This is a genomic window from Methylophaga sp. UBA2513 (genome assembly GCF_002341285.1).
GTDB lineage: Bacteria > Pseudomonadota > Gammaproteobacteria > Nitrosococcales > Methylophagaceae > Methylophaga > Methylophaga marina.
The window spans coordinates 121,039-141,596 of sequence record NZ_DDNT01000019.1; the positions used below are offsets into that span (position 1 = coordinate 121,039).

The window sequence follows — 20,558 nt, forward strand, 5'->3', positions numbered from 1 at the left end:
TTCTTTCTCAATCTAATCAAACAGGACGACTAAGATGACACAAGTTAAAGTAGGTGAAGCTGTCCCAGACTTTACATTGCCAAGCACAGGCGATAAAACTTTCCAACTTTCAGCCATGAAAGGCAAACGCGTCTTAATTTATTTTTATCCGAAAGATAATACGCCCGGCTGTACACTCGAGGGTCAAAATTTCCGCGATAATATCGACTTCTTCACTGAGCACAACACCATCATTTTTGGTATTTCACGCGACAGTCTTCGTATGCATGAAAACTTCAAAACCAAACAATCATTTCCATTCGACTTATTATCAGACTCTGAAGAGGAAGCTTGCCGCTTATTCGATGTCATCAAGCTCAAAAAACTCTACGGTAAAGAACACATGGGCATCGTAAGAAGTACATTTCTCATTGATGAAAATGGTGTACTTCAGCAAGAGTGGCGCAATGTAAAGGTCAAACAACACCTTGATGAGGTTAAAGACGCCATATCGAACTTATAAACTCATCCATCAGAGGACTTGGCCATATCTCTACAGCGCCACAATGGATCGCTTTCATAGCTCGTTCGCACTTAATTCGTGCTTTTTATTATTACTACCTCTTTGTAGGTATACCAAAATAGATACTATTCGTATTGGTCTGTTTTTTGCTCTGGCAGTAATGAATAACACTGTTAGGGGTAACAATAAGTCCATTACGAAGTACTTCAATGAATCTAAGCCACAAAGAAAAAACGTGGTTACCTTGGTTCGGCCCGACCGGGAAACTGGCCATGTCCTGGTCATGCCGACTTAATCGACATAACTGCCAAAAAGTAGAAAAAACATTTGAGGGAATTGCGGCAACACGCGTCAAGATTCTCCACCAATGGGCAGACAATCATTGGAATCAAATGGCCTTTCTCGCAGAACAGTTGACAGCATGTTATCCAGAATTACCCTCATCATTATTACTGGATAGGCTCCATGCAGCGCCTGATTTCTCTGAAATATTCACGATTGATATCCATGGTACGGTCACTCAATCAACCTATTCACCTCATATCAACAAATCCGACTTGTCTTCTGAGGCAATAAAACAAGGTATTAGCAGTCAGTTTTTACATGGACCTTACATCGATAAATTAACGCTAGATATTGGTCCTTCAAGTTCGAAGTTTCATGATGAAGTCACGCTCATGTTCTATCATCCATTGATTACCGATGGGGAAACCGTTGGGGCTGTATGTGGACGTGTTCCTAATGATGTATTAGGAGACCTTATTCAACGGGAAGCGGGTCACATCTATCCCGAGTCTGGCGATAACTACATCTTTATGGTGGAATCCAAGTTCGAATCTGGGTTACAACAAGGCATTGCCCTATCTCGCTCTCGGTTTGAGGATGATACATTTTCCCATGGGGAAAACCTGAAAAGTGGGATTCATACAGGCTTCGGTACAGTAAAAATCCAACGCCACACTGAATTTGAAATTCGCTTTACCGATCCGGCTACCAACGAACTTCATCCCGGTGTCCGTGAAACTATTCGTAACGGTGAAAACTTATTTGTTACCTATCCTGGTTATTCTGATTATCGTCATATTCCGGTCATTGGGAAAGGCGTTACTTTCCAGCTTAGAGGTTCGCCAGATCGCTGGGGCATGATGTGTGAGGGTGATTTAGAAGAAGTCTACAGACGCCGCTCGGTCAATGTCAGCCTAATGGAAGGTTTTGTCACATCAATGTTTGTTTTGCTAGGTACCAATATGGCACTACACGCCTTCACCACAATGCCTGTAATTGGTGTCAATGCCATATCTATAGCCATGATCGGTGTCATTGCAGTTATGTACAAAAAGTTGACAACCAACCCACTCGCCAATCGTCTTGATGAAATGACCCACGTTATTCAAACCATCGCTGAAGGTGAAGGTAATCTTGCACAAAGGCTTGATAACACCACATTTGTCAATGATGAGACCGGTGATATGGGACGTTGGATTAATAGTTTCATTGATAATCTTGATGGTATAGTTGGCCAAGTCATTATAACCAGCACCAATGTCAGTCACACCAATGAAGCCATGCTCGAAACAAACCGAGAAGCGCTTCATGTTTCTAATGAAGTCGCGACAGCAATAGAAAGAATGCTGCAATTGTTAGAAGAGCAAATGCGCGATATTGGGAATGCATCAACCACTGCTGAGTCCATGAAAAAAGCCATGGATGAAGTCGTTCATGAAGCCAGAGTGCAATACGAGTCCGTACGAAGTGGTACACAAGAAATACGTGATGTCGTGGAAACCTCTGCTAAAGCCGTACAATCACTGCATAGTAGGACAGCAGAAATTGGCAATATCATTGGCGTCATCACTGAAATTACTAATCAAACCAACTTACTCGCACTTAATGCTGCTATCGAGGCAGCTCGTGCCGGTGATCATGGCCGAGGATTTTCAGTTGTGGCTGACGAAGTGAGAAATCTTGCTCAGAGAACAGCTACATCAGCAGATGAAATTCGACAAATGATTGAAACCATCCAGTCGGAAACCTTAGATGCGTATAAATTCATGGAGTCTGGTGTGGAGAATGTCGATCGTAGCTTAAAGAAAACAGAAGAAGCCTCGTCAGAAAATACGCAACTTCATCAACTTGTTGAGCAAATGTTTTCCACCATCAAGCAACTGGATCAAAATAGCCAGTTACACGGTGTAACCGCGAGAGACGTCGGTCAATCAGCTAGCCTGATGACACAGGCCATTGATGCGTTACAGCATCGCTCTGTCATGGTAAAAAATACCGCACAAAAACTCAGTCAGCTCGTTGGTGTTTTCAGCGTCAGTACACGATAAATTCCTGATAAATTCCAAAAAATATAAGCAGATAAGGATATCTGCTTCGTTTCTATTGTCTCCTATATTGTGTTTACCCCAAAAAAGGAGATTGCCTTATGGATATGCAAATCAACCAAGAAAGTAAACCAAGCAAGCTGGCTGCTGTATTTGATGATGAACAAAAAGCGTTAGAAGCCAAACAAACTCTGGTAAATGACGGTCATTTCAAACAGCAAGACATCGAAATGATTCAGCCCAAAGACAACCATACCAGTGAAAAAATCGAACCTGAATCCAAAGCGATTGCACGTTTTATCGCCCGTTCTCACTTTATCTTTGGTGGTATCGGATTATTAGTTGGCTTGGCCATCGCCAGTGCTCTGGTGGCATCTGGCCCAATGATGACCCAGTCCAGCCCACTCTATACCTATATCGCACTCGCGGTTGTCGGTACATTTGTTGGCATGTTATTGGCCGGATTAGTCTCATTACGCCCCGATCACGATCCGCTAATCAACGATACGGTTTCCGCAAAGCGTCAGAATCTATGGACGCTGATTGTACAGACAGATGGTCGCAAGAATCTTAAGAAAGCACATCAACTGATGCACCCGTCAGCCGTCTCTGTCACAGAAACATTCTAGTTCTTAAGCGTTTAGCAAAAAGTCTTCTGGTGCTGGTTGAACAAAACAATCAGTACCAGTATGATGCCCGTCCCCCTTGGAGCAGACACGGCAAAATTTGCATTTTTTACCGTAATAAAAAAAGTTTTTTCGAGCACCAAAAAGTAACAAAAGCTGTGATCCCGCATAGGCGCTGACTTAGCTCTAAACCCACAGCAAGTTATCCACAAAAAGTGCACAATTTATGTGCAAAATCTCCACTTGCCAAGCCTTCAAAAACACACTATCTTGTGGTTCAATCATTTCAAAACCACAACCTCTAGTGGTTTTATGTTTTTTTGATTATTTAAACATTATTGCAGGGATTTCAATTATGGCGAGCGAAACAGCACAACCCGTTTATACCTCATCAGCATCCGAAAGTGGATACAGCGTTATCCGTCGTAACGGTAAAGTCACCGAGTTTGATAGCAGCAAAATTGCTGTCGCTATTACTAAAGCCTTTTTGGCTGTTGAAGGTGATTCAGCAAAAGACAGTCGTCGTATTCACGACACAGTGGCGAAACTGACCAAACAAGTTACCGACAACCTTTTACGTCGTATTGATGACGGTGGCACCGTTCACATCGAAGATATTCAAGATCAGGTCGAATTGGCCCTGATGCGTGAAGGCGAATACAAAGTCGCTCGTTCTTACGTTGTATATCGTGAAAAACAATCAGAAAAACGTGCTGAAGAAGAAAAGAAACATCCCCAGCCTGCTAACGAATCTCCCCTGCACGTCACAGCAGCTGATGGCTCTCGTCAACCTCTAGACATTGACCGTTTACACAATCTGATTACAGAAGCCTGTGAAGGTCTGGCAGAAGTTAATCGTGATGCTATTTTACGCGACACACAACGTAACTTGTTTGACGGCGTTAAAGAGGCTGACGTCGAAAAAGCATTGGTTATGGCTGCACGTACCTTCATCGAAAAAGATCCTGCCTACAGCACACTGGCTGCTCGCCTGCTGATGGATGGTATTCGTCGTGAAGCACTGACATTTGTTTACAAAATGCCAAAACAAGCATCCCAACAAGAAATGGGTGATTTGTATAGTGACTATTTCAAAACCTACATCTCAACAGCGATTGAAAAAGAACTGATTGACTCTGAATTAGGTTTGTTTGACTTAGATCGACTGGGTAATGCACTTAAACCAGAATTAGACTTTGAGTTCACCTACTTAGGTCTGCAAACGTTATATGACCGTTACTTCATTCACTTCGATGGCACGCGCTTTGAATTACCGCAAGCCTTCTATATGCGCGTCGCCATGGGCTTGGCAATCAATGAGTTAAATCGTGAAGAGCGTGCTATCGAGTTCTATAACTTGTTATCAAGCTTCGACTTCATGAGCTCGACGCCTACCCTGTTCAACTCAGGCACACTGCGTCCACAATTATCTTCATGCTACCTGACCACCGTACCGGATGATCTGAGCGGTATTTATAACGCGATGCGTGATAATGCGCTGTTATCAAAATATGCCGGTGGTCTGGGTAATGACTGGTCACGTGTTCGTGGTCTGGGCGCTCACATCAAAGGTACTAACGGTAAATCACAAGGTGTTGTACCGTTCCTGAAAGTGGCTAACGACACTGCTGTTGCTGTTAACCAAGGTGGTAAACGTAAAGGTGCGGTTTGTGCTTATTTAGAAACATGGCACATCGACGTCGAAGAATTCCTGGATATGCGTAAAAACACCGGTGATGATCGCCGTCGTACGCATGATATGAATACCGCTAACTGGATTCCAGACTTATTCATGAAGCGTGTGGCTGAAGAAGGTCAATGGACCCTGTTCTCTCCAGAAGAAGTGGAGGACTTACACGACTTAACGGGTCTTGATTTTGAAAGAGCCTATGAAGCCTATGAAGAAAAAGCGGCTCGTGGCGATATTCGTAACTTCAAACAACTGCCTGCGACAGACCTATGGCGCAAAATGTTAGGCATGCTGTTCGAAACAGGCCACCCTTGGATCACATTTAAAGATCCATGTAACCTGCGTAGCCCACAACAGCACGTTGGTGTGGTTCACAGCTCAAACCTGTGTACAGAAATCACCCTGAACACATCAGACAAAGAAATTGCGGTGTGTAACTTAGGCAGCGTCAATATGGTGAAACATATTGATGAAAACGGTCAGCTCGACAAAGAAAAACTGCAAAAAACCGTTCGTACCGCGATGCGTATGTTAGATAACGTTATCGAGTACAACTACTACAGCGTACCGCAAGCACGCCACTCAAACTTACAGCACCGTCCTGTCGGTTTAGGTCTGATGGGCTTCCAGGATGCGCTATACAAACTGCGTATTCCCTACAGCTCTGATGAAGCCGTTCAATTTGCTGATGAATCAATGGAAGCAATCAGCTACTACGCTATCGACGCCTCATCTGATTTAGCTGCAGAACGTGGCAAATACCAAACCTACGAAGGTAGCTTATGGAGCAAAGGTATCCTGCCAATCGATTCAATCAAACTATTGAAAGAAGCGCGTGGTGAATATCTGCAACAAGACGAAAGCAAAACTATGGATTGGGACATGCTGCGTGACAAGATCAAACGTCAAGGCATGCGTAACTCAAACACCATGGCGATTGCCCCAACAGCGACGATTTCAAACATCTGTGGTGTCAGTCAATCGATTGAGCCTACCTATCAGAACCTGTTTGTGAAATCGAACCTGTCAGGTGAGTTCACTGTTATCAACCCATATATGGTTGAAGACTTGAAAGCACGTAATCTGTGGGATGACGTGATGATTAACGATCTGAAATACTTCGATGGCAGCCTTCAAGGCATCGACCGTATTCCAGCTGAGTTGAAATCACTCTACACCACCGCATTTGAAATGGATGCACGCTGGTTAATTGAAGCCGCATCACGCCGCCAAAAATGGCTGGATCAAGCTCAAAGCCTTAACTTATATATGGCTGAACCATCAGGTAAGAAGATGGACAACCTTTATAAACTGGCTTGGGTACGTGGCTTGAAAACCACCTATTACCTCCGCTCTATGGGGGCAACAGGTGCAGAAAAAACCAGCACAGCACCAACAACAGCAACTGAAGCGCCTGCACCAAGCAAGCCTACAGCAGTTGCCGCCGCGAGCACGCAAGCGCCGGTTGCCAGCTCATCAGCAAGTATGGACGATTTAGTTCTAGGTGAAGGTATGGAAGCGCCAAAAGCGTGTTCAATTTTAGAACCAGATTGTGAGGCATGTCAGTAATGTTGAATTGGGATGATCCATTCTCAGCACCGATAGCCGGTACTGCGGAAGCAAAAAAACAAAGCGAAGAAAAAGCAGCAGAACAACCTGCTGCACCAGCGGCTAATGATCTCAGCGAAGCACCCGCTTCGGCTGAGGTCAAGCAAATGCCATTATCAAACGCCAAGCCCGTCAATGCTGACGACAAACGCGTTATCAATGGTGAAGCGGATATTAACCAGTTAGCGCCGTTCAAATACCCTTGGGCATGGAACTACTTCCTGAATGCCAACAAGAATCACTGGACACCGCTGGATATCAACATGGCGCAAGACGTTCATGACTACCGTCATAAACTGACGCTGGAAGAACGCCATGTCTATGAAAACGTACTGTCATACCTGACCACCTCAGACATCTTAGCGATGCGTAATATTGGTCTGGCGGTCATGGAAAAAATGACCGCGCCTGAACTGCAAATCTATCAGGCTCGCCAAGTGTATGAAGAATCATTACACACATGGACATACCAGCACTGTATCGAAACCATTGGTCTTGATCAGTCAGAAATCTATAACCGCTACCGTGTGGTGCCAGAGATTTACCAAAAAATTAAACTGGCCAATGACCGTTTAAATACTGTCATGCGTAGTGATATTGATTTACGCGATCCTGATGAACTGGAAAACTTCATCATGTCCTATGCTTTCTTTGCTGGCATTTTTGAAGGTTCATGGTTCTACAACGGCTTCAGCCCGATTTTTGCTCTGCAACGTCGTGGTCTGATGAAAGGCACCGCCGAACAGCTGCAATACATTATGCGTGACGAAGTCATGCACGCCTCTTTCGGTATTCGCGTTTGTAAGCAAATCATGAAAGAAGAAAACGTCACCTTGGACCCGAAAAAAGTCCAACAGATGTTTGAAGAAGCCGACGCCGCAGAAGAAACTTATGCAGGCTACATTCTGCGTGACCCAATTTTAGGTTACTCAAAAGAAGTGCATCACGGCCAGTTCCGTTACACCGCGAACCGTCGTGCGAAACAACTAGGCTTTGAAGAGCCCTTCCCAGGTGCCGAAGCCACCCTACCTTGGCTTGATGAACAAGCCAATATGCGGAAGGAGAAAAACTTCTTCGAAACCAAAGTCACCGAGTATCAAACCGGTGGTGGTTTGAAATGGGACTGATGTGTCGCGTAACTGATTCAGTGACCGAAATGTAACCATAAGCGACCCTGATAATAAGTCTCATTCGCTTATGGTTATTTGATTCCAAAGTTTTTTAACTGAAACGAGGTTGATTCTGAATATGGCAAGTAATAATAAAGGAACTACGAAAGACATCTCGTTTCTTGCATCTAATACGCTTCGAGATAAAAATGCCATTGAGTAACATTAATTTTGAGTTTTTAACATTGAGAATGAGTAAAAATAACATTTAAAATGAGAAAAACTAAAATCGAAGGTTATGTAAGATATTTATAGTATCGATCGCAAATAAACACTAAATAAATATTTAATCTTCGTTAGTGTAGGGAATGGCATAAGTCTTTAAATTAATGGCATAAGCCTTTAAATATATGCCTGTAAATACCCCTTCACCTTAATGCTTTGTTATACTCAGCTTTGGTGAAGGGGGGTTTATGCACAAATTGTCGCGAAAAATTAATAATAGAGCGCCCAACCGCGTAGTAGGCTCATTCCCAAGTGTAAAACTTGGCAGAATGATCAAATGGGACTCGCAGATTGAGCGTGATCTCCTTTACTATCTTGAGTTTGATGATGATGTAATTGAATATTTTGAACAACCCATAAAATTCAAATACCTTCACAATCATACATATCATTATTACTTCCCTGATTATGAGATTCGGAGAAAATCTACAAGCAAGCTCAAGTATGTAGAGCTTAAACCAGAATCCGAGTTACTTAAAAATGAAATCAGACTGAAATACGAAACAATCGCCACTGCCATGGACGAGGCAGGTCATGATTTTGAAATAATTACAGAGAAATCACTTCGAGAAGAACCACGCTTCTCTAACCTCAAATTATTAAACAAATACTATAGAGACAAAGCCTGCCCAGTGTTAATTGGAAGAGTAAAACGAGATATTGAAAACTCTTTTTCATCTTTTTTAACTCTTGGGGAATTAGCCTCTTTTGAGTATCTAGATAAATACGACTGCTATGTGTTGATAGCCAATCAAGTTTTCAGTTTCGATATAGATTGTAGGTAATGGCATAATTCTTAAAATTATGGGCATAAACCTTTAAATATGTGGTCATAAATATCCCTCACCTGATGACTTTGTTATAGTTAGTCATGTGAGGGATTTTTTATGCGTGAATTAGCGAGAGAGATTAACAATAAAGGACCAAACCGAGTTGTGGGCTCATTTCCCAGCTTTAAACTTGGCAGAATGGTCAAGTGGGATTCACAAATCGAGCGTGACTTCCTTTATTACCTAGAGTTTGATGATGACGTGGTTGAATACTTTGAGCAGCCGTGTAGGTACGATCATAACTTGTAAAAAAACGACCATAAAATAGATTATTCTTGCTCCCTCATAGCCGATGTTATAGCCTGATGTTGGGATGAGGGAGTATGAATAATGAGTGAGCCGGCAAGGTCAATTCATAAAAAAGGTCGCAAAAACGTTATTGGTAGCTTTATGAGTGCCAAGATGCAGGTTCTTGTGGAGTGGGAATCGCAGATAGAACGCGACTTTATGTATTATTTGGAGTTTGATGATGATGTAAGGGGCTATACATCACAGCCCATCCGCTACCGGTACACTCGGGAAGACAAATACAAATATCACTTTCCAGATTTTGAAATATTTCGATATTCGACACCTAAGCGTAAGTTCGTCGAAATAAAACCTTTGCATGTTACTAAGAAGACCGAATTCATTGAGAAAACGGCCGCAATCAAAGCTCAAATGCACACTGATGGTTTTGACTATAGTGTTGTGACCGACTCACAGTGAATAGCCACCGATTTTCTAGACATTTATCAGCCGTTTGAAAATCGGTTTTCAAACTCGATAGGCGACAGTTGATTATTAAAATTTTATAGTCGTCTTGAGTTGTAAAGCATCTTGATGTAACCGAAGATGTCGCTACTTGCTTCCTGTCCATGCACAATTATCAGGCGGTCAGGTCAATGATGTGGTTTATGCTCAAAGCCTAATTGCATGCGCTCTCACCGCCGAAAATGTCACTGCCGACAAAGGCTATCATAGCGAAGCATTAAGGCATCAAGTCAAGCGCCATAATCTGAGGCCAGTAACCTCACGATTTTAAAATAATCGTATTGGCAATCAGGGTATGGAGCGGTGTTGTACCGCTAGACACCTGATTGGAAATGTCTTTGCGAGAATCAAACATTTTCAGGCTATTGCAATGCGTTATGACAAGATTTAGCGTAATTATCACGGCATGCTTATGCTTGCTTTCAGCATCATGTAGCTGCCTGTGCGGGTTGATTGAGTTTTGAACATCAATGATCAACAAGCCCTAGAAAAACGTTGCGATATTTATTACCTGCTAAGAATCTAAATGAAACCTGAATCTGATCTGACAAATCTCTGTCTGTCAGCTGCGTAGGAATAACGACAACTAATTAGGAATGTATCTTTGGATCACTAATTTCAGCAAGAACACCACACGTCTCAATTTCCCGCTCATTGCTACAACTCGCTCTTAGTGAAACAAGTTGATTCTCAAGCGCTTGCAGAGAAGTTATCTGGGTTCGCACGTCAGATATGTGGTCATCGAGCAAGCTATTAATTGCGGAACAAGGTTGATGCGGATGTTTCTGGTAGCTTAGGAGTTCGTGAATTTCTACGAGTGACAGATCCAGTTTTCGGCAGCGCCGTATAAAGGTGAGCTGCTCTCCATGCATCTTCGTATAACTACGATAACCGTTCTCTTGTCGATCAGGCGGTGACAACAATCCTTGCTGTTCATAGAAGCGGATTGTCTGTGTTTCGATCCCTACCAACTGCGCCAATTGTCCAATACGCATCTCCCGGCCCCCCAACATTTATTTTTCTCTATTGACCTTATAGTAACTATATGGTTTTTAATATTCTTCATCAAGCTTCATTTACTGAATACGAAGGTCAAAATAGATTTCAGGTGCTACAGAGTTCAACATTACTAGAGGTAAACACTCATGAATAAGCGCAATCGTATGTTACTTGGCAGTACGGTAACCGTAATGGCTACTTCACTAACTGCATTACCTGTCATGTCAGCTGATAAGACCCCCTTTGAATCGCGTGAGATTCAACGCCCTGCCGATAATGGTCAAAAAATCGCCCAAGCTATGTGTGGTACCTGTGGTGGAAGTTGGGAAGGACGCTGCGGTGGTATGAAGGGAGGGATGATGCCTAATGCCTCTGGTACGGTGGAATTACCTGAACTGAACTCGGCCGGGGCGCGGCTGATTAAGCAGTACTGCATGCAGTGCCATGCATCACCAACCCCTAAACAGCATACGGCTCCAGCTTGGCCGACCATCGTGGCTCGCATGAATACGCGCATGCAATGGATGAGCAGCAATAATAAAGCAATGAATATCAAGGCGCCTACAGAAAACGAGCTGCGCACAATCACAGCCTACCTGCAAAAGCATGCTGCACAGCCATCGGATGCAAATACACAAGGGCCACAAGAACCCCTTGTCCCAGGGAAATCAGCTATCGAAATTCTCAAGGACCGTTATGCACGGGGAGAAATCGACCGTAAGGAATACTTACGCATGCTCGAAGATTTGAATAAACGTTAGTGAGGACGGTATTTTCGTGAGCGATATTGGCTATTCTGCTCAGTGTGAAATAAGGCCTTCAGCGTTCATCCCACGATTCATATTGAATTGCTGCTCACTTGGTATAGCCTCTAAAGCCATTTAAAATGGTTATCAAAGCAGTGTAAATGTACAAATAATCCCAAGAGTTTATAACTATTATCTATACACCGATGAGTAATGTGTCATATGACTGAATATAGTTATGTCAGTGAATACAAAGTTCCAAAAATGGACTGCCCTTCTGAAGAAGGTATGATCCGCATGGCATTGGATGGGATTGAACCCGGCGTCATACTTGAATTTGACACACCTAATCGTAAAGTCCGCATCTTCCACGGAGACAATGCAACAACGATTGAGTCGCGGATGCAATCATTGGATCTAGGTGCAACGCTTGAAAAAACTGAGCCCGTACTAGATGAAGAACTTACCAACGTACTGGATGCAGAAGAAACAAGCTCACAGCAAGAAGCGGGCATTCTAAAATGGTTACTGGCCATCAATGCCATCTTATTCGTGACTGAATTATTTGTAGGATGGTGGGCAGAATCAACCGGGTTGATTGCGGATTCTCTTGATATGTTTGCAGACGCCGCAGTTTATGGCGTCTCCCTCTATGCCGTTGGGTATAGCGCTAATAAGAAACTGCGTGCTGCGCACTTTTCCGGTTGGTTGCAGTTGATACTTGCCGTTGGTGTCCTAGCTGAAGTCCTGCGAAGATTCCTCTATGGCAGTGAACCATTATCCAGCATTATGATCATGATGGGACTAATCGCTCTCGCTGCTAATGTGACCTGCTTACTTCTTATTGCAAAAAAACGCCATGCCGGCGCTCATATGAAAGCCAGCTGGATTTTCTCCGCCAATGATGTCATAGCCAATTCTGGCGTTATCTTGGCAGGTTTGTTGGTTTCATGGACAGGTTCACACTACCCCGACTTAATCATCGGTTTGGTGATAGGACTTATTGTGATGAATGGGGCCCGACGCATATTACAACTGCGTCACTAGTCCCTCAACGTTAATTAGTGAGCGGATTCATCACGGCAGTATTCTTGTTTTAACTCGATCTCGATGGTGGTATGAGCCAGACTGAATGGTTTTAAAGTCTCGGCTACGGAATCTTTGATGCTGTTGTATCGCCCGTTTTCAAGGCTGCCCTCAATCACGAGATGAGCCGTCAGGACATGCTGTTCACCATCGAGCGACCAAAGGTGTTGATGATGAATGTCACTGATACCATCGATGTGTAAGAGTTTGTGTCGGATCTCATCATGCAGGTTCTTGTCGGGCACTGCCTGTAGAAAAATCTTGCCGGTTGCCCAGAAGTTACGAATCACATTGAATAAGATAAACAAGGTAAATCCGACTGATAGCAATGGATCAAGTATTGGCCAGTCCACGAATTGCAGGATCACCGACACAACCAGCACAGCAACCCATCCCAACACGTCTTCCAGCAAATGCCAGTTCAGCACTTTTTCGTTCATCGTGCTGCCTTTGCTAATACGATAAGCCGCAAACCCATTAATGGTCACACCCAATATGGCTAATGCGAGCATACCTTCAGTGACGGGCATCACAGGATCAGAAATACGGGGTATGGCCTGAGTGATCACCCAAATGGAACCGGCAATAAGCACAATACTGTTTAAAAAGGCACCAAATAAGGTTAAGCGGCGGTAACCGTAGGTGAACTCATTATTAGCCGTTTTCTGCCCCCAGCGTGATAACAACCAGGCACTGCCAAGAGAGAGACTATCACCCAGATCATGTACCGCATCGGCCATAATCGCGGTACTGTTGGTCAGCAGCCCGCCAATAAACTCAATGATCGTGAAGCCCAAATTCAGCAAAAACACCAGGCCAATACGTCGTGAACTCGTCTCGTCCTGACTGTTGTGATTATGCATAAAACACTCCAATGTACTCAACAACACAGCAATTTCTTGTGATGAGATACACCGTTGCTGGTCATATCATGACCAGCAACGGACTCAGCATCGCCGGCTAGCTTTTTTTATCTCTACTATGAATCAACTTATAAAGTGCGGGTAACACAACCAGCGTCAATAACGTTGAGGAAATAATGCCCCCAATCACGACTGTCGCCAGCGGTCTTTGTACTTCAGCGCCGGTACCGGTATTAAGCGCCATAGGAACAAACCCCAGACTTGCCACTAAAGCCGTCATCAGTACGGGCCGCAACCGCGTCATCGCGCCCTCGACAATCGCTTTATGCAAGTCTCCGTGGCTATGCCAATAGTCGCGGATAAATGCCAGCATCACCAGGCCGTTAAGCACTGCAATCCCTGACAAGGCGATAAATCCGACACCGGCTGAAATCGACAGCGGCATATCTCTGAGCAGAAGCGCCATTACGCCCCCCGTTAGCGCCAGTGGCACACCGGTAAAAATAATGGCTGCATCACGAAACGAGCCCAACACGGTCACCAGTAAGCCCATGATGATCAGTAGCGTTACAGGGACTACGATAGACAGTCTTTGACTGGCTGACTGCAGCTGTTCATAAGTGCCGCCATATTCAACCCAGTAACCAGCTGGAAGCTCAACTTGCTCTGCAATCTGTTGCTGTGCCTCCTCAACGAATGACCCAAGGTCACGCCCTCTGACATTACTGGTCACAACAACTCGTCGTTTGGCATTTTCTCTGGAAATCTGGCTGGGAGCCTGGGTCAATTCGACTTTGGCTACTTCAGAGAGTGGGACATAATTACCATCCGGCAGACTGACCGGAAGCACTGACAGTGCCTCAATATCTTCCCTGATCTTCTCCGGGAGACGTACCACAAGATTGAAGCGCCGATCGCCATCATAAATGAGGCCGGCCATACCGCCGCCCACAGCTGTGGAAACCATATTCTGCAGATCATCAACATTGAGACCATAACGTGACATTGCCATCCGTTTAGGCTCGACCGTCAGCATGGGCATATCATCAACCTGCTCAAGACGTGCATCCGCGCTACCTGGGATCTGCTGCACGACGGCGAGAACCGCTTCTGCATTTTGCTTAAGCAAGTCTAAATCGTCACCGTATACCTTAATGCCTAAGTCAGCACGAACCCCTGAAATTAGCTCGTTAAACCGCATTTCGATCGGTTGGGTAAACTCATAATTATTGCCTGGCAATTGTTTAACCACAGCTTCAATTTGAGCTAAGAGTTCGCTTTTGGGTAATTCCGGTTGAGGCCACTCACTCCTTGGTTTAAGTATTAAGAAAGTGTCAGCCACATTAGGAGGCATAGGATCCGTGGCGACTTCCGGCGTGCCCAATTTAGCAAAGACTTTATCGACCTGCGGAAATTCCTTTAACCGTTTTTCGAGCAGTCCCTGCATCTTAATGGATTGTTCAAGACTGGTACCTATACTACGCAGTGCATGCAGTGCTATATCCCCTTCATTAAGTTGTGGGATAAACTCAGAGCCCATTTTGCTGGCCATATTGATTGATACCGTAACCAAAATAGCCGCAACGAGGAGAACAACCCAGCGCAATTTCAGACTGAGTAGCAAGACAGGACGGTAAAGCCATTTTGCCCCACTGATAATAAGGCTTTCCTTTTCCCTTACACTGCCGCCCATGAATGTCGCCACAGCGGCCGGCACAATGGTAAGGGTGAAGATCATGGCAGAAACCAGGGCAATAATGACTGTTGCAGCCATCGGTTCAAACATCTTCCCTTCAACACCGGTGAGTGAAAACAAGGGGATGTAGACGACGGTAATAATCGCCACCCCAAACAGACTGGGCCGTATTACTTCGTTAGTGGCTTCAAAAACGACCTGTAGTCGATCTTTTAAGGGTAATATTCCCCCAGCCTGTCTTTGTGCAATAGAGAGCCTGCGAATCGCGTTTTCAACCACAATCACAGCACCATCGACAATCAAACCAAAGTCGAGCGCCCCTAGGCTCATGAGGTTGGCAGAAATGCCCGCTTGGACCATACCGGTAAATGTTGCCATCATGGCCAGGGGTATAACTGCCGCAGTAATTAATGCAGCACGGATGTTCCCCAGTAGCAAAAACAATACGACGATGACCAGCAGAGCGCCTTCCAGCAGGTTTTTTTGCACCGTTTTGATGGCCTTGTCGACCAGTGTTGTGCGGTTATAGACCGCTTCCGCGATGACACCTTCCGGTAATGAGGATTGAATCGATTTAAGTTCCTTTGCGACCCTTTCAGAAACTGCGCGTGAGTTTTCACCGACTAGCATCATCACTGTACCTACAACGGCTTCTTTGCCATCGCGAGTCCCTGCACCGCTGCGTAGTGGTTTGCCGATGACGACATCGGCAACATCTTGGACTAATACTGGCCGATCATTAATATTTTTCACCACCACATGGCGAATATCGTCGATAGTCTTGAGTTGTCCAGGTGACCGAACCAGAATTTGTTCACCGAAGCGCTCAATATAACCAGCTCCTCGATTATCATTGTTTTGCATCAATGTCTGTTTCAATTCACTGAGACTGACACTAAAGTTCAGTAGTTTCGTAGGGTCTGGCTGAACATGGTATTGCTTGTCGAAGCCACCGTTGGTATTCACTTCAGTGATACCTTTAACGCGCTCCAGACGCGGCTTAATTACCCAGTCCTGAATGACGCGCAACTCGGTGGCGTTATAAGGTGAGCCATCATCCTGCTTGGCCCCCGGCTCGGCTGTCACCGTGTACATCAGAATCTCACCCAGCCCCGTCGCGATAGGTCCCATCTCAGGTTCTAGCCCTGCGGGTAATGAGCCTTTGATGACCGCTAGACGATTATTGATTAAATTACGAGCGAAATAGAGATCTGTTCCCTCCTCGAATATCACGGTGACCTGTGATAACCCATAACGCGATATTGAGCGGGTATAATCAAGATTTGGCAGGCCGGCAATCGCCCTTTCTACCGGGTAAGTGATCCGCTGCTCTGCTTCAAGTGGCGAGTAGCCGGGCGCTTTGGTATTGATTTGTACTTGTACATTGGTGATGTCAGGTACCGCATCAATCGGCAGTTTCTGGTAACTCCATACACCCAGACCGATGATGAGTAATATCAGGGACAACATCAGGCCCCGTCTCTCAATTGAGAGCGATAGAATGTTATTTAGCATGTTTAACTCCGTATTAGTGGGCGTGTGCCGCGCCTTCTTTTTCCAGATCAGCTTTGATGAGATAGCTGTTCTCTACGACGATTTCATCGCCTTGCCGGAGTCCGGATAACACTTCACTATATCTGCCATCAGAAATACCCAAATTCAAAGGTTTGACCTGATATTTTCCATCCGCTTTGAGAAAGGCAACTTGTGAGCCTTCATAACGTTGAATGGCACTGTTGGGGATTCTGATGTCTACGGTTTCTTGCTGGATAATGACTTGTGCTTCCACTAATAAGCCCGGAAATAGGGTTGCTTCAGTACTTTCAATGGGAACACGGGCAATTCGGTAAGGCTGGGCCTGATTATTTGGCAACAGTTGCTTGATGCTGGACTCAAACTTTCGATCGCCGTTGAGCAACTGAACTTTCTGCCCAGCTTTTATTTCAGAGGCCTGCTCAGGGAACACTTTAAGCTCCGCCCACAGTGAATTAGTATTGGTGATGGTGAATAGGGCTTGATCATTGGCAACCTCGCCTGTGCTGGCTTCTTTTGCTGTAATAGTGCCAGAGATAGGGGCATGCAAATTGTAGCTCTGCAAACTGTTATTGGATTCCACACTCGCCAATAACTGCCCTTTTTTAACTTCATCACCAAAGTTCACATTAACGCGGGTAATTCGGCCAGGAAAACGGGCTCTGACCTGACTCACCTGATCAGGTGAAAGTACAATCCTGCCATAAAGCTTGGTCGTCAGTGATACCTCTCCGGCCAGGGCTTTCGCAGTAGCGAGGCCTTGTTGACGAGCCATCTCATCATCAATTTCGACGTGGTTTTCGTCTTCACCTTCATGCCCGTGCCCGTGCTCATCCTCATTAGCGTTCGCGGGTGACGTCTGCTCACTCTGAGATTCAGTTAAATTATGCGTTTGTTCGTCATGCTGATGCTGGTCGGTACTATGCGAGTCGTCTTCTTTGTGCATAGAACTTTCAGACGCTGAATCATGCTTATGGGCATCTTCTGATTTGTGTTGTTCAGTTTGCTTATCACCATGTTCATGCTCGTTTTGAGCGATAACAGGTGATGCTAGAATTATCAGCAATAGTGCCGACAGAATTGATAGACTGCTGTTCAAGGAAAAGTTAATCCATCGTTTTTCAAACATTTTGTTCTGATACATTTTGTTTACTCCGTTTTAGCCAGTGGCTCTGCTGTCAGTTGCTCAATTTCAGCTTCGTATTTGAGCGCTGCTGTGGCAGCCTCGATAACAGCTCGTCTGGCGTTGAGCAAATCCTGCCTGACAGTGAGTAAATCCAAATAACTATAGAGTCCACGCTGATAACCGACGCGTGTCTGCTCCAGGCTGGTATTAAGTTTAGGGATGATGTGTTGTTGCAGCCTCTGAATGCTGGTAATGGCCTGACTACGCCCTGAATAGGCGCGATACAATTCCGTATGAAGTTGCAGCAACACGTCCTGACGCCGATAGGTCACTTCATTTCTGGCCGCCAGTGCTGCTTCTATCCTGCTCTGAGCTCGCTCCTGGCTGAACAGGGGCATAGAAATGCCTGCAACCAGGGCTGAATCATCAATACCTTCATCTCGTCGTATCCCGACTGACCAGGTCAGATCAGCAACTTGCTGGGTGCGAGCCAGTCGGACTTCGGCATCACGAACCCGCGCCTCGGCAGCAAACATTTCGATCTGTGGATTTTGTTGTGCTTTAGAGAATAAGGCATCGAACGGCATCGCTTCATTAAAGGAATAGAGTGATCCTGATACCTCATCGAAAGCAGGCTGGTAGCTGCCCCACAAGTTAGCCAGTGCCATTCGGTGCGACTCAAACTGTCGCTGCTCTGCAAGCAGGGTCAACTCTGCTTGTTGAACTGAAGCTTCAGCACGGCCCAGGTCGGCCTTAGGCGCCACAGCAGCACTGACACGCCGGTTGACTTCTTTTAATGTCGTTTGCGCGAGTTCCAGTCCTACTTCTGCTAGTTTTACTCGCTCCTGGCTGTTGAGCACGTTGATGAATCTTCTTGTCACTTGCCCCAGTAAATCCAGTGCTTTGACTTTGCGATCGACACGAACAACATCGCTTTGTTGTTCAACCAAATCGACACGTGACTGGCGTTTATCGCCTAGCTCCAAAACAGATGATAATGTGACCCGTGTTTCAAGGGCTTTGATACCGCTTAGCTCCCCTGTTCCGGCGACATTTTCGACTTCAGCACCGACCACATAAGCCGGTTTAAGGTTGGCAGTTTTTTTCTGCGCTTCCAGACCTTGTTGTCGTAGAGGAAAAACCTGTAAGGAAGGATGCTGTTGTAGCGTTTGTTGCATCGCTTCCCTCAGACCCAATGCCTTTTCTTGTTGCCCGGCATCAGCATAGGTAAGCGGCGCCATCGCTGCTGGGAGCAAGTAACAAACCAAAGCAAGCACAACGGGCTTACGTGAACTCTGCACGCAATCATATTGCTTTTTCATGAAAGAAATCCTGTATATCTGTGAACAACGGACTCAGATCGAGTCCGCGTGAAATGTCAGCAGATCAGGATTTAGGAGGGCGGTACATACTGACTGAAAAGTCAGTGACAGAAGCTAGCTGGTAGGGATAATAAAAGTTTTCCGGACTCGGATAAACTTCGATGTTTGAATTGGTGTTTATAGCGATAAAGTGTGAGCAGTGGCAGTGCATACACAAAACACAACTCTCAGCAGGATCAGAAGAGGGTGAATTGTGTTCACCGCCGAGTTGAACCTGGTCTTGGTGGCTGTCATTGAATTCATTATTGCTAAGGTGTTGCTCAGATGCATGCTCTGGCACAACATTGTGAACGTCAGCCGCAACAATGCCTGATTGAATGACAATCATCAGAATAAGCACTTTTACGAAAGAATGGACTGACATTAGTTTAGCTATTTATGATCACAATTATCTCTACGACATGCCTATTATGAATCAGTTCCAACTATGAATACAACTTTTTTGATTTTTCTCTGCTTGTCTAGGTTTTTTTGCTAATACGCTAGTTTGTAATCGAATCATGCTATTTACGACACACTTTGCTTTTCATTAATATACGTCAATAAAAATAGCCGCTGAACATTGTTATGAGTCAGGTTGGTGCTGATTGAACTCCTACAGGGATACAAGACTGAGCACCATCAGGAATGGTGCTCAGCCAAGTCCGAATTTTTAAGCTTCATGACTTGCTCAGCGCTATTTAGCTGCTTTGATTGCTTTTCTGGCAAGTCGGTCGGCAGCGCCCTTGGCATCGGCATTTTTGATTTGTTTAAGGTTTACTGGAGCACCAATAATGATCAAGCCACCCATTCCGGCACCTCAGTGTGGAACACATTTCTAAGACCACGGCACTTATTCAACTGCTCAACGCCCTCTATAAGGTGTTTTACCTGGGGGGCCACGCCTAATACTCTTGGTTTTGGCGTCAGATTTTGATTGTTGGCCCTTTTCAGTTTTGTGTTCCATGTAACGGCGGGGACCTTTCCCGGGTGGACCATACGGATGCTTATGTTTTGCCTCGGCAGGTTGAATAATTACTTTGTCAGAATTTGTCGATGAGCTGCGTGAAGTGTCAGCATTGACAATACTGTAAGACATCGTCAATAAAATACCTAAGAACATTCCAGCCCAATATTTAAACTGTGTTTTCATGGTTATTTACCTCGAGTTAATGGGTGCAAGACCCAGTTTTCCTATTCTTTTAGACAATTATTTTTAATCGCTCATTCCGTAGTGTGTGCATTAATTAATGCAGAGCTGATTTTTTAATCAGCCCTGCATATTGTCAGTTACTTGACTTCAGTGATGACATAACCTTGTTCTACTTTCATAAACTCGAAATCAACAGTTTCTCCCACCTTAAGCTTAGTGAGTAAAGCCTCATCTTTAACTGTAGTGGTTTACTGATCCCGGA

General features: G+C 44.9%; 16 protein-coding genes and 2 pseudogenes. 9 read left to right on the top strand and 9 right to left on the bottom strand.

Annotated elements, in window-relative coordinates; all coding sequences use genetic code 11:
* Window positions 1-34: 34 nt before the first annotated feature.
* From B3V56_RS11625 to B3V56_RS11655, 7 genes are all read left to right on the top strand, one after another.
* Window positions 35-502: a peroxiredoxin gene (locus tag B3V56_RS11625; RefSeq protein ID WP_286304701.1), complete on the top strand. Its 468-nt coding sequence runs from the start codon at window positions 35-37 to the stop codon at window positions 500-502.
* Window positions 503-711: 209 nt separating this feature from the next.
* Window positions 712-2,835, top strand: a complete 2,124-nt coding sequence (locus B3V56_RS11630) for a methyl-accepting chemotaxis protein (RefSeq protein WP_289284319.1) — start codon at window positions 712-714, stop codon at window positions 2,833-2,835.
* Window positions 2,836-2,933: 98 nt separating this feature from the next.
* Window positions 2,934-3,461 carry a hypothetical protein gene (locus B3V56_RS11635; RefSeq protein WP_289282693.1) on the top strand — a complete coding sequence of 176 codons (528 nt, stop codon included), beginning with the start codon at window positions 2,934-2,936 and terminating at the stop codon, window positions 3,459-3,461.
* A 352-nt stretch (window positions 3,462-3,813) separates the two neighbouring features.
* Entirely contained in the window at window positions 3,814-6,717 is a 2,904-nt protein-coding gene (locus B3V56_RS11640) for a ribonucleoside-diphosphate reductase subunit alpha (RefSeq protein WP_289284320.1), read from the top strand.
* On the top strand, window positions 6,717-7,883 hold the full coding sequence (locus tag B3V56_RS11645; RefSeq protein WP_289282690.1) for a ribonucleotide-diphosphate reductase subunit beta: 1,167 nt from the start codon (window positions 6,717-6,719) through the stop codon (window positions 7,881-7,883). The genes B3V56_RS11640 and B3V56_RS11645 overlap by 1 nt, the downstream gene beginning before the upstream one ends.
* Before the next feature lie 455 nt (window positions 7,884-8,338).
* Window positions 8,339-8,935 (top strand): TnsA endonuclease N-terminal domain-containing protein, encoded by a 597-nt coding sequence (locus B3V56_RS11650; RefSeq protein WP_286304705.1) that lies wholly within the window; start codon window positions 8,339-8,341, stop codon window positions 8,933-8,935.
* 375 nt (window positions 8,936-9,310) lie between these two features.
* Window positions 9,311-9,688, top strand: a complete 378-nt coding sequence (locus B3V56_RS11655) for a TnsA endonuclease N-terminal domain-containing protein (protein ID WP_286304706.1) — start codon at window positions 9,311-9,313, stop codon at window positions 9,686-9,688.
* 15 nt (window positions 9,689-9,703) lie between these two features.
* Here B3V56_RS11655 and B3V56_RS14755 read toward each other — a convergent pair.
* Both B3V56_RS14755 and cadR read right to left on the bottom strand, forming a co-directional pair.
* A pseudogene (locus B3V56_RS14755) lies at window positions 9,704-9,831 on the bottom strand (IS3 family transposase); the annotation flags it as partial.
* A 492-nt stretch (window positions 9,832-10,323) separates the two neighbouring features.
* Window positions 10,324-10,728, bottom strand: coding sequence for a Cd(II)/Pb(II)-responsive transcriptional regulator (gene cadR, locus B3V56_RS11660; protein WP_008290384.1), 405 nt, complete (start codon window positions 10,726-10,728; stop codon window positions 10,324-10,326).
* A gap of 150 nt (window positions 10,729-10,878) precedes the next feature.
* Between cadR and B3V56_RS11665 the strand changes: the two genes are divergently transcribed.
* Window positions 10,879-11,493: an SHOCT domain-containing protein gene (locus tag B3V56_RS11665; protein WP_008290363.1), complete on the top strand. Its 615-nt coding sequence runs from the start codon at window positions 10,879-10,881 to the stop codon at window positions 11,491-11,493.
* Window positions 11,494-11,691: 198 nt separating this feature from the next.
* The gene (locus B3V56_RS11670; protein ID WP_036310922.1) at window positions 11,692-12,525 is read left to right on the top strand and encodes a cation transporter; all 834 of its coding nucleotides are present in this window, start codon (window positions 11,692-11,694) and stop codon (window positions 12,523-12,525) included.
* A 14-nt stretch (window positions 12,526-12,539) separates the two neighbouring features.
* Here B3V56_RS11670 and B3V56_RS11675 read toward each other — a convergent pair whose 3' ends face one another.
* The 7 genes and pseudogenes from B3V56_RS11675 to B3V56_RS11705 all read right to left on the bottom strand — a co-directional run.
* Window positions 12,540-13,427 (bottom strand): cation diffusion facilitator family transporter, encoded by an 888-nt coding sequence (locus tag B3V56_RS11675; RefSeq protein ID WP_286304709.1) that lies wholly within the window; start codon window positions 13,425-13,427, stop codon window positions 12,540-12,542.
* A 97-nt stretch (window positions 13,428-13,524) separates the two neighbouring features.
* Complete coding sequence (locus B3V56_RS11680; RefSeq protein ID WP_289284321.1) at window positions 13,525-16,638, bottom strand: efflux RND transporter permease subunit; 3,114 nt, start codon at window positions 16,636-16,638, stop codon at window positions 13,525-13,527.
* A 13-nt stretch (window positions 16,639-16,651) separates the two neighbouring features.
* Window positions 16,652-17,800: an efflux RND transporter periplasmic adaptor subunit gene (locus B3V56_RS11685; protein ID WP_273152484.1), complete on the bottom strand. Its 1,149-nt coding sequence runs from the start codon at window positions 17,798-17,800 to the stop codon at window positions 16,652-16,654.
* Window positions 17,801-17,805: 5 nt separating this feature from the next.
* Window positions 17,806-19,104, bottom strand: a complete 1,299-nt coding sequence (locus tag B3V56_RS11690) for a TolC family protein (protein ID WP_289284322.1) — start codon at window positions 19,102-19,104, stop codon at window positions 17,806-17,808.
* Window positions 19,105-19,168: 64 nt separating this feature from the next.
* The gene (locus tag B3V56_RS11695; protein WP_008290369.1) at window positions 19,169-19,492 is read right to left on the bottom strand and encodes a hypothetical protein; all 324 of its coding nucleotides are present in this window, start codon (window positions 19,490-19,492) and stop codon (window positions 19,169-19,171) included.
* A gap of 516 nt (window positions 19,493-20,008) precedes the next feature.
* Window positions 20,009-20,296 carry a hypothetical protein gene (locus B3V56_RS11700; RefSeq protein ID WP_273152475.1) on the bottom strand — a complete coding sequence of 96 codons (288 nt, stop codon included), beginning with the start codon at window positions 20,294-20,296 and terminating at the stop codon, window positions 20,009-20,011.
* 137 nt (window positions 20,297-20,433) lie between these two features.
* Window positions 20,434-20,526 (bottom strand): annotated as a pseudogene (locus B3V56_RS11705) (copper-binding protein); the annotation flags it as partial.
* Window positions 20,527-20,558 lie beyond the last annotated feature (32 nt).